Here is a 9,703-nt window from a genome sequence, read left to right as displayed (position 1 = left end):
TAACTGATAAGGGTCATCAGATTCATATTTCCAGAGTATCTTCTTTTTCCCGACACCTATCAGGAATACCAAGTTTCTTACGGCGACCGTCAAGAATTTGCCATCGGGCGAGAAAGAAGACAACACCCAGCCCTTCTTCTCCAGGTCAAATTCTTCCAGTAGGATACCGTTGTTTCTACGAAGTAATAGATGATAGATGTAGTCGTTTCCTTGGGGAATTGCCCTCGGAGTTGCCACATAGTCACCATCGGGAGAAACAGCGATGCTGTGGCCATTTGGCAAGCAGGGCAGATTTCCTATTAGGGTACCGATCTGCAAGTAGGCGCTCTCCGTTTCTGACCATTTGATCGCTTGGGTACCGGCAAACATTGAAATATCGCCTTTGCTCTTTGTCAGATCCGCCCGACCTTTTCCGGAAGTACCACGGAAGTAGTAGATATCGTCGTCATCCCAAACACTCTTCTCGATTATCTCGTTGCCTCCAGGAGATACCCACCACGAGGTGCCGTAGACCTCGTCGACCTTCTTTACCAATTTCCCAGCCCTGTCTATTATATCAACGGTGCCATAGTAGAACTCCCCATCATATTTCTCTGGATGCATGATTCCAATGTATTGCCCATTTTGCGAAATCCTGACCTGCGTCCATTCCTTCAGTTTCGTCTCCTTGATTACTTTCCCGGAACTATCCAAGTACAGGATTGCCTTAGCGTTCTCGCAATTCCCTGTCACTATGACGCTCGGACAAAATAGCCCTTCTCTTTCCTTATCAAATGCAACATCGGTTATTCCCTCTGGGAACTCCTTGTCCCAAACCAGCTCTACGGTTGATTTCTGGTTTTTCTCCCCCTGAGCCGCTCGGACTTCTGCGAGGCCCAAGAGCGCTAGTCCCGTGGCGATGATCAACAGGCCCGCCATTCTTGTAACTGGACCTGGGGACGGTGCTTGGCTTTTTGGCATTTTGCCCTCAAAGACGATACTCTGGTTATTTCCTACGAATAATTCTATCCCACCAAACCCCGTAAGTCAACCTTCCTGGCATCTTCATCACCACATGTTCGCGTATACACAAGTTCGCACGTGTACACGTGCGCATATGCGCACATATGCAAGATCTGCGATCTTAGGTCACAGATCTTAGATTAGTTGTGCCAGATTTGTGCCAAATTCTGACCAAGAGACACCTCAATCGCTGTTGCAAAAGAATTTGACAACCGTCGACGAATGTGGGGAAGTTCCTTTGACTGAAGCTGACAGGAAATAGGTATGCTCGAAAAGGGCACGTACCGTTTGACGTGGCGGGGGATGGAGACCGGATATGGTTGGGATATTAAGCCACTCCCAGAGGAAATGGGGAGAACCGGATAGGCCCAGTCTATGACCCAGGCGCCATCCCTTAACCCTACCACAATGGATACGACTACGCCTGACTTCGGAGGTGCTACTTACTTCGGGCTTGTCCCTGTCCCCATTTCGGGGAGTCCAGCGTTTCCCCTTGAACTTCTCATCTCAGAAGATATAATCCGAACGTTGCGAATACAGTAAAGGAATGAGGTTGTGAGACTCACATCGTCACAGCAAGAGGCTATTCGACACACCGAGGGACACCTACAATTGATAGCGTGTGCTGGCTCGGCTTGTTGTCAAGTTGCTGGAAACTGCCACCGTCATCCCGGGCAACGTTATAGCCTTCACTTTCACGGAAAAGGCTGCCGCGGAACTGAAGGAGCGAATCTTTGCCCGTTGCCGTGAAAGCGTAGGAAATGTTATCGGTTTGGCTGACATGTTCGTTGGAACGATCCACGCTTTCTGTCTCGAGCTTTTGAAGACTGAAGTACCTGATTATCTCAAGTTTGAGGTGGTGAATGAGGTACAGCAGAGCCTTCTCGTTGACCGTCATAGTACCGAGGCTGGCCTCACGACTACGAAGGACTTGGCTGGTCGGAACCTGCGGCGGTATCGCGATACCGGGATATACGTTTCAGTTCTAAGCATACTACGAGAAACTCTCCGCGACGACTCCAAACTCAAGGGAGCATCGGTGCTCGATGGCCTTGCTCGTTACGAAGCGCTGCTGCAGTCGAAGCGGTACTTTGACTATTCAGCAATCATGGGTCGGGCTGTCGGCGAGCTCTTTGCTGACAAAGCGCTCCAGAAACGTCTTTCTGAGCGTGTGAAGTATCTCATCGTGGATGAGTACCAGGACGTCAATCCCATTCAGGAAAGTGTAATACGAATGTTTGCAGGGCTCGGCGCTAGCATATGCGTTGTGGGCGACGATGACCAGACTATCTACCAATGGCGCGGAACCGATGTTCAGAACATCATTGAGTTTGAGAATAACTACAGCAACTTCGGCCAAGTCACGCCTGTACGCCTTCAGGAGAATTTTCGTAGCAGCAAAGGAATAGTCGAAGTTGCCAGTGACTTCATCAAGCAGAACTCAGAGCGACTCAAGAAAGAAATGAGACCCACAGGCGCTCAGCGTTTTGAGCAGGGCGACATCTTGGCATTAAAATTCGACTGCCCAGCAGAGGAAGCGAAGTTCATCGTTCAGACAATCAAAGCACTCCGTGGCGTTGGCTTCAAGGAAGAAGAAGGACGTCGCGGCCTTTCATATTCCGACTGCGCCATCTTACTACGGAGCGTCAAGAGGAATGGGGGCCCAATTCTGGAGGCACTGAGGATGGCAGGCATTCCTTTTGTCGTAGAAGGAATGAACAACCTCTTTGAAACACCTGAAGCTGAGGCAGCACGCCAGCTTTTCCTGTTTATGTCCGGGAACATAGACGAGAAGGAGCTACGGGCCGCGTGGGGGGCTGCGAACCTGGGTGTCGCCAAGAAGACCTTGAAATCTGCCATTGCTGCAGCCACCAAGACAAGATCAGAAATCGAAACTGCTGAAGAGGGACGATTTCATGTGTATTCCATTCAAAGATTGTTTCTCTCGTTCCTGTCGGACCTCGACCTTCGCGAGGAATCCGTGCCGGACGACCGTGGGGAAATCGTCTTCTACAATTTTGGCAAATTCAGCCAGCTTATCTCGGATTTTGAATCGATTCATTACTACTCTGCCCCGAAAAGGAAGTACGAGTCATTTTCGGGTTTTCTCGTACACCGCGCCGAAGAGGCATACCCTGAGGGTTGGCAGGACAAGAGCTATACTAACCCAGATGCAGTTCGTGTTCTGACCATTCACCAAGCCAAAGGGATGCAGTGGCCAGTTGTTTTCATACCGGCCCTACTTAGGAATCGTTTTCCTTCTCCGCGAATGGGTGGGCGTAGTGTTTGGCATGTCATCCCTCCTGGAAGCATTCACGGACAGGAACGTTTCTTGGGTACTATTGACGACGAGAGGCGCCTTTTCTATGTCGCGGTTACAAGAGCGCAGAAGTTCCTTTTCATGACATGGGCCCCCATCGAAGGCAGCAACAACCGGTATGTCCGACCATCCGAGTTCTGGGAGTATGTCCTTCGCTTCAAGTCTGTAAAGCGTAGGTTGGTCAGCTTTGACAAGAGAAAAAGGCTGAAACCGAGGCCAAAGGCCAATGTATCCAGGGTAACCTTCTCATTTAGCGATCTAAAGTACTTCTTCGAATGTCCGTATCAGTTCAAACTCCGCATACTGTACGGCTTCAATATGCCTATCCATGAAGCACTTGGTTACGGAAAGTCCTTGCATGATGCTCTCGCCGAAGTCCACAAAAAGGCCCTTTGGGGTCAGAGACCTACCGAGCAGCAGGCGAAAACCTTGGTCAAAAGACACTTGCATGTTCCCTATGCTTATCCCTCTCTGGAGGAAGCGCTCAGGAAAAGTGCAGAGAGAGTCATTCGCAACTACATACACGACAATCAGGATATATTTGACAAGATTGAGTTTTCTGAGAAGGCCGTGGAGATCAGTCTGGGGGATGGCGTCACAGTCACTGGGCGAATAGACTTGGTGCGGCGCCTGGATACGAACGAAACCAGTATTGTAGACCTGAAGAGCTCAGATCGGGCGCAGCCAGAAGATGTGACAGAAACGCAGCTCCATGTTTACGCGCTGGGCTACCAGGAACTCACTGGTCGAAATGCGGACTACGTTGAGGTATACGAACTGGACGAAAGGAAGAGGAAACCTCGCGCGGTGGATGACGAGTTCATCGACACGGTCAAGGAACACATTATGGAAGCATCCGAATGCCTACGAAACGGGAAATTCGTTCAAAAGGCCAAAAAGAGCGTATGCTTGAAGTGTGACTATTTCAAGATGTGCCCGGCTAAGGCCCAGTTTGGCGGAAAGAGCAAAGGCAAAAAGTAATCCCCAAGAGGCCTGTACTAGCCATGGGGACGGTGCTTGACCCTCCGAATACTCCCTTCGAATTCCCTCAGGACAGGCGAAGGATTTTCAACCCTCCGACGGAGTTTATGCTTGGCGAAGCCGAGTGCGAAGGATCTTCGACTTTCTGACATTTTGCCCTCAGAGATGATACTCTGGTTACTTTCTATGGATGATTCTATCCCACCCAACCCCACAAGTCAACCTCCCCGGCATCTTCATCGCCACATGTTCGTCTATGCACAAGTTCACATGTGTACACGTGCGCACATATGCAAGATCTGCGATCTTAGGTCACAGATCTTAGATTAGTTGTGCCAGATTTGTGCCAAACTAATACCATGAACATGAAAACCGAAGATCGAAACACACGAACCCCCTCTACCCATCTCACTTCCCCACATCTGCTTATCTGTTCATGTTCTCATGTGCTCAATTGAGCGTATGAGGATGTGAGCGAATGAGCGCAGCTCTGATGTGTTGATATGTTGACAATTGTGCACATGTCGACGGGTCAGCTAGTGGGTTGGGGGGCTGTCCCCATGCCCGCTCCTTTCTTGGGTTAGTAGTCTACCGGATGTTGATCAGTTCCATCCGGCCTTATCAACCAAAGTTTACCATCTCTTCCGTCTGTGTACACGATCCATTGTCCGGTCGGCGACCATGCCGGGTCCATACCCCCATCTTGAGTGAGTTGCTTCGGATTGCTCCCATCAGCGTTAATTACCCAGACCTCCGGTGGCCGTCCCTCTTGCTGTCCGTGAATGGCCAGCTTTGATCCATCCGGCGAAACGCGGAGCCATATAGCGTCCTCCAGCAAATTGATCGTCTTAGCCAATAAGATTAGCCGGATCTCGCTGCCGGCAGTGTCGGCAGACCAGATCCCATACACCCAATCGGCCGCAGAGCTGTCATACACCCAAGCACTGAATCCTATCTCACTGCCCGACGGAAACCAATCCGAGACATCAGCGTAGGACACCACTAGGTGTGCATTCTCGCCTGAAGAATCCATCACCCAGACCCCACGGTCATCTCCATAGGCCACAGTGTATGCTATTTTTTCACCACCGGCTGACCATACCGGCTTGTGTTTTTCTTTCCCGTCTTGAGGGCTAATTGGGGCCACGCTGTCAGTTCCCAGATCTAGCGACCAAATCTCATTTCCGTATTCAAACACCAGTTTTGAGCTGTCTGGTGACCAATCAACACCATACGTGAGTCCAGCAAAAACAAGATCTCTGTTTGATCCATCAATCTTCATTATATGCACGCCCGATGTGTCTCCCTCTTCTATCACGGCTCTATGGGCATAGGCTATCCATTCGCCGTCAGGAGAGAACGAAGCTCCAAGGTCTCTAAAGATCCACGGCCAGTCGTGGTCGCCCGGATGAAAACCACCTTTTTCGCAACCACAATAACACACGAGAAAACTCAGAAGCAGCAACCAGTCCAATACTAGTCTGATTATCACAGTTCGGCGCATAGAATGAAACCCTAGGGACGATGCTTGACCTTCCGACTTCGCGAAGGATTTACAACTTTCTGACATTTTGCCCTCAAAGACGATACTCTGGTTACTTCCTTTGAATGATTCTATCCCACCTAACCCCACAAGTCAACCTCGCTGGCATGTTCATCGTCAGATGTTCGTATATGCACAAGTTCACATGTGTACACGTGCGCGTATGCGCACATATGCAAGATCTGCGATCTTAGGTCACAGATCTTAGATTAGTTGTGCCAAATCAATACTATGTACACGAAAATCGAAAATCGAAGATCGAAAATAGAACCAATAACCAACCTACGAAGGCGAAAATAGAAAATCGTCGGAGATCCTGAGCAAAGTCGAAGGGAAGATCCAAGCGCACGAAACCACGAAACCCCCTTACCCACCTTCTCATGTGTTCAGATGTTCATGTTCTCATGTGCTCAAATGAGCATATGAGAATGTGAGCGAATTGGGTTGGGGGGCTGTCCCCATGCGCACCGTTTGAGGTGGCAGGGGATGGAGACCGGATATGGATGGGATATTGAGGCACTCTCAGAGGAAACGGGGAGCAAGAGATAGGCCCAGCCTAAGTCTCAGGCGCCATTCCTTGACCTTACCCCAATCTTCCTGCAATTGCGGCAAGGAGGGTACAAAGCCATTCAGAGGATCCTCCATTGGGGGTTCGGGCTCCGACCTCTAATGGCGTATCTGTCACCTTGCCTTAAGACTGCTCAGCAATCGCTCCTTCATGCCGACAAGCGTTAGTCCCACTATCTCTCGCTTGTCTTCTGCGTACCTCACAATAGCTCCTTCTCCGATGTCAATTCCGAGCGCCTCTTGTGGCTCGCCGATGCTGATATAGAGAACATCGGCTTCCTCGTCATAGTCCCAACTGAGGTTTTCTTTCTTGTCAAGAATTCTTATGGCTTCCATATTATCTGCCTCCTGTCCGAAGGTTTGCTGGTGTAATATGCGGTTATCACAAACCCATCTGAATCTGCGATTTCTTTGTATACTACGGCCAAATACTTGGAGCTGAGAGGACTCTTCTCGTAGAATCTGAAGGCGACGAACTCGCCAAAGTCGCCCTTCTGGATTAGCTCAGCCTCAGTTATCGTTTCCAACACCTTTTCCCTCTGGCTCTCCATTTCGGGATGCCTCGTAGTTATGTGCTTCCACCTCTCTGTTGTGAGTCGTATAGGCCTATTGTTATGTGAATTGACGATTAGCATTGAATGGCCTTTCTGTCCGATTCGCTGGTTCTTTGTGGTTTCCTCTCTTGAACAGTGATTTTACACTCACTCGTCTGATTTTGGAAGCGAATTCGCACTGATGATCTCTGTGCCCCCTTGAGACCCCATGAAGCTGTCTCTTGAAGCGAAGTGTACATTCGCTCGGTGCCCTCCGACTTCGCGAAGGATCTACGACTTGACATTTGACATTCTTCTCCTCAAAGACGGCATCCTGGTCACTCCCAACGAGAATTCTATCCCACCAAACCCCATAAGTCAACCTCCCTGGCATGTTCATCGCCACATGTTCGTATATGCACAAGTTCACATGTGTACACGTGCGCATATGCGCACATGTGCAAGATTTGCGATCTTAGGTCACAGATCTTAGATTAGTGTGCCAGATTTGTGCCAAATTCTCACCAAAACAGAGCAAAACAGGCATAATCACCATAACAGCCATAATGCTGAAACGCCTTGAAAAATAAGGCGCTTCGGGCAACTGCTTTGTTTCTCTGGAGTTGGGGAAATGGTTCAAATGGGGTTTTCAGATGTGTTGACTCTCAGGTTTTCGAAGCGAGGACAAGACCCGTGACCATGAATATGATGCCCACTGTCGCTCGTGTTCCGAGTGTCGGTCCCACGAGAAGAAAAAGAGAAAGTGCGAAGATGAATCCCCCGAGAATCCTCAAGATCACTACCTTACCTTTTCGTGTCAAGACCAACACCTCCGGCTAGAGGACTTCAGTTCATCAGGACGACCTTGGCGGATGTTGAGGTCCTTTCCGTCGTCAACCGAACGAAATAGATGCCTGAAGGGAGTTTGTGACCAGATCTATCCCTGCCATTCCAGTGGATTGTGCCTTGCCCAGATGTGGGGTTAGTGGCGAGGATTTCTTGTCTTGGTCTTCCCGCTAGATCGAACATCTGGATGGTTATGGGGCCTGGACTGTCTACAGCGTAGGAGATAGCAACGGGCCCAAATGAAGGATTGGGCGAGCACACAAGTCTTGCTGCTTCAAGCAGACGACCATGAGTGTCGCGCCGTGTTTCTTCCTCAATTCCTGGGACACAATACTGATAGGCTGCCCAGACATCAACTCGGCCCGCGCCGTAGAAGTTGTCTTTCCCAAGAGCGCCGAGGTCCATGGCAGTCATCTCAAGAACGCTGTCTATCTCAGCAGGAGTAAAGGACGGGAGTGCTGAACGAATGAGGGCTGCAGCGCCTGCTACATGCTCAATCCCGTAACATCCCGATGCTTCGACATAACCTGTATCACTCCTGTAATCAAGAGAAACGAGCCGAACACCGGGTGCTGTTAGGTCGGGTTTGATCAGCCCAATCAAATCCGGGTCACCAGGGACATAAGGGAAGTCGACCCACACGGCTGGTCCTATTTCTTTTCCGCTGTAGTAATCCAAGGAATCCGTAGGTGCAGCAGTGATCAGCCCAGCGGGCTCCCCTCTGAGGGTCTGGTCTGGATGAAGCCATGGCGGCGGGATAGCGGCTGGCATCGGTACACTGTGGGGTAGCACCGGATACCCTGTGCCGGACACAAAGAGCACACCAAAAAGGTCAGTTAAGGTCTTGCAGGTTCGCCTCCACATATCTCGATCTCCGTCATACCAGCCAAGCGGTATACAGATTATGTCCGCGCCCTCAGAAGCAGCATAGTAGATCGCTTGCCAAATCTGGGCGAGGAAGCATGACCCGCCGGCGCAGACCTTAAGAGACATAAGCTCGGCTTCTGGTGCAACGCCCGTTGAATATCCAGCCCTTCCATCTCCCAACACAAGTCCTGCCACCACAGTACCGTGGCCAACATCGTCCATCGGATCGCCATCCATGTGGACAAAGTCATAACCGATATAATCATCTACATAGCCGTTCGAGTCGTCGTCCACACCATTATCAGGGATCTCGTCGTCATTGGTCCACAGGTGACTCGCCAGGTCCGTATGCGTATATCTTACCCCGGTACCCAACACAGCAACCACCACTCCAGCCCCCCTTACACCTGCAGCCCAAACACTATCTGCGCCTATCTTCCTGACCCCCCAGCCTATCGGCGGCGCGGTGAGACTTCTATCTACGGACCACGGTTTCATAGAACCCGATTCCCATCCCAGCCTAATCACGGACTGATCAGAACCTCCCACTGAATAGTCAGCTGAGCCGAAGGAAGAGTGATTCAGAAACCCTGTGGCAAAACAAAACAGCACAAGGGTGACGCCCATGAACAACGCCCTCATACTGAACCAGGGGGTGGGCAAGATGCGTCTTGATTTCAGTGCATTTGACGTGGGCTTTGACACTCGTTCTCCCTAAAGACGTTGTTTTGGCGTCCCTCAGGTCTTATTCTAATCCCTCCCGCCGGAAAAGTCAACGCAATGTCGCTTCTGCGGGGGAAGGCTCAGTGATGAAGCTATCTCAGCAGGACGGTTTTCTTGGTTGCTGACCAACGACCAGCGTCCAGCCTGTAGAGATAGACTCCCGCTGGGACGGGGCGACCAAAGCCATCGTCTCCTCGCCACTCCACCATGTATGAACTGGGAGACTGAGTCTCGGTTACGAGGGTCTTGACCAGGCGGCCCCTGATGTCGTAGATAGTCAGCCTGACAAGGAGTTGTTCAGGAATCTGGTAGGATATGCGG

Annotated in this window: 7 protein-coding genes; 1 reads left to right on the top strand and 6 read right to left on the bottom strand. The window is 50.6% G+C overall.

What is annotated here, in order from left to right; genetic code table 11:
- A partial coding sequence (locus tag E3J62_03220) for a hypothetical protein (protein ID TET46758.1) occupies positions 1-960 on the bottom strand: 960 nt, incomplete at its 3' end.
- Positions 961-1,624: 664 nt separating this feature from the next.
- Here E3J62_03220 and E3J62_03215 point away from each other — a divergent pair.
- Positions 1,625-4,303: an ATP-dependent helicase gene (locus E3J62_03215; protein TET46757.1), complete on the top strand. Its 2,679-nt coding sequence runs from the start codon at positions 1,625-1,627 to the stop codon at positions 4,301-4,303.
- A gap of 580 nt (positions 4,304-4,883) precedes the next feature.
- Here the strand turns inward: E3J62_03215 and E3J62_03210 are convergent.
- The 5 genes from E3J62_03210 to E3J62_03190 form a co-directional block, all read right to left on the bottom strand.
- Positions 4,884-5,873, bottom strand: a complete 990-nt coding sequence (locus tag E3J62_03210; GenBank protein TET46756.1) for a hypothetical protein — start codon at positions 5,871-5,873, stop codon at positions 4,884-4,886.
- 654 nt (positions 5,874-6,527) lie between these two features.
- A complete protein-coding gene (locus E3J62_03205; protein TET46755.1) occupies positions 6,528-6,749 on the bottom strand; it encodes a DUF2283 domain-containing protein in 222 nt (73 codons plus the stop codon).
- The gene (locus E3J62_03200) at positions 6,737-6,964 is read right to left on the bottom strand and encodes a hypothetical protein (protein TET46754.1); all 228 of its coding nucleotides are present in this window, start codon (positions 6,962-6,964) and stop codon (positions 6,737-6,739) included. The genes E3J62_03205 and E3J62_03200 overlap by 13 nt, the downstream gene beginning before the upstream one ends.
- 828 nt (positions 6,965-7,792) lie before the next feature.
- Complete coding sequence (locus E3J62_03195) at positions 7,793-9,364, bottom strand: T9SS type A sorting domain-containing protein (GenBank protein TET46753.1); 1,572 nt, start codon at positions 9,362-9,364, stop codon at positions 7,793-7,795.
- A 110-nt stretch (positions 9,365-9,474) separates the two neighbouring features.
- A partial coding sequence (locus E3J62_03190) for a T9SS type A sorting domain-containing protein (GenBank protein TET46752.1) occupies positions 9,475-9,703 on the bottom strand: 229 nt, incomplete at its 5' end.

Source organism: candidate division TA06 bacterium (assembly GCA_004376575.1).
Classification (GTDB): domain Bacteria; phylum Hydrothermota; class DG-26; order E44-bin18; family E44-bin18; genus E44-bin18.
The sequence above is the reverse complement of the archived record's forward strand: the minus strand, read 5'-3'. Positions and strand labels throughout refer to the sequence as shown.

What these genes read in the sequence shown, in the direction of transcription:
- E3J62_03210 (TET46756.1), bottom strand. Translation starts at nt 5,873, where the DNA reads ATGTCAGAAAGTTGTAAATCCTTCGCGAAGTCGGAAGGTCAAGCATCG.
- E3J62_03205 (TET46755.1), bottom strand. Translation starts at nt 6,749, where the DNA reads ATGGAAGCCATAAGAATTCTTGACAAGAAAGAAAACCTCAGTTGGGAC.
- E3J62_03200 (TET46754.1), bottom strand. Translation starts at nt 6,964, where the DNA reads ATGGAGAGCCAGAGGGAAAAGGTGTTGGAAACGATAACTGAGGCTGAG.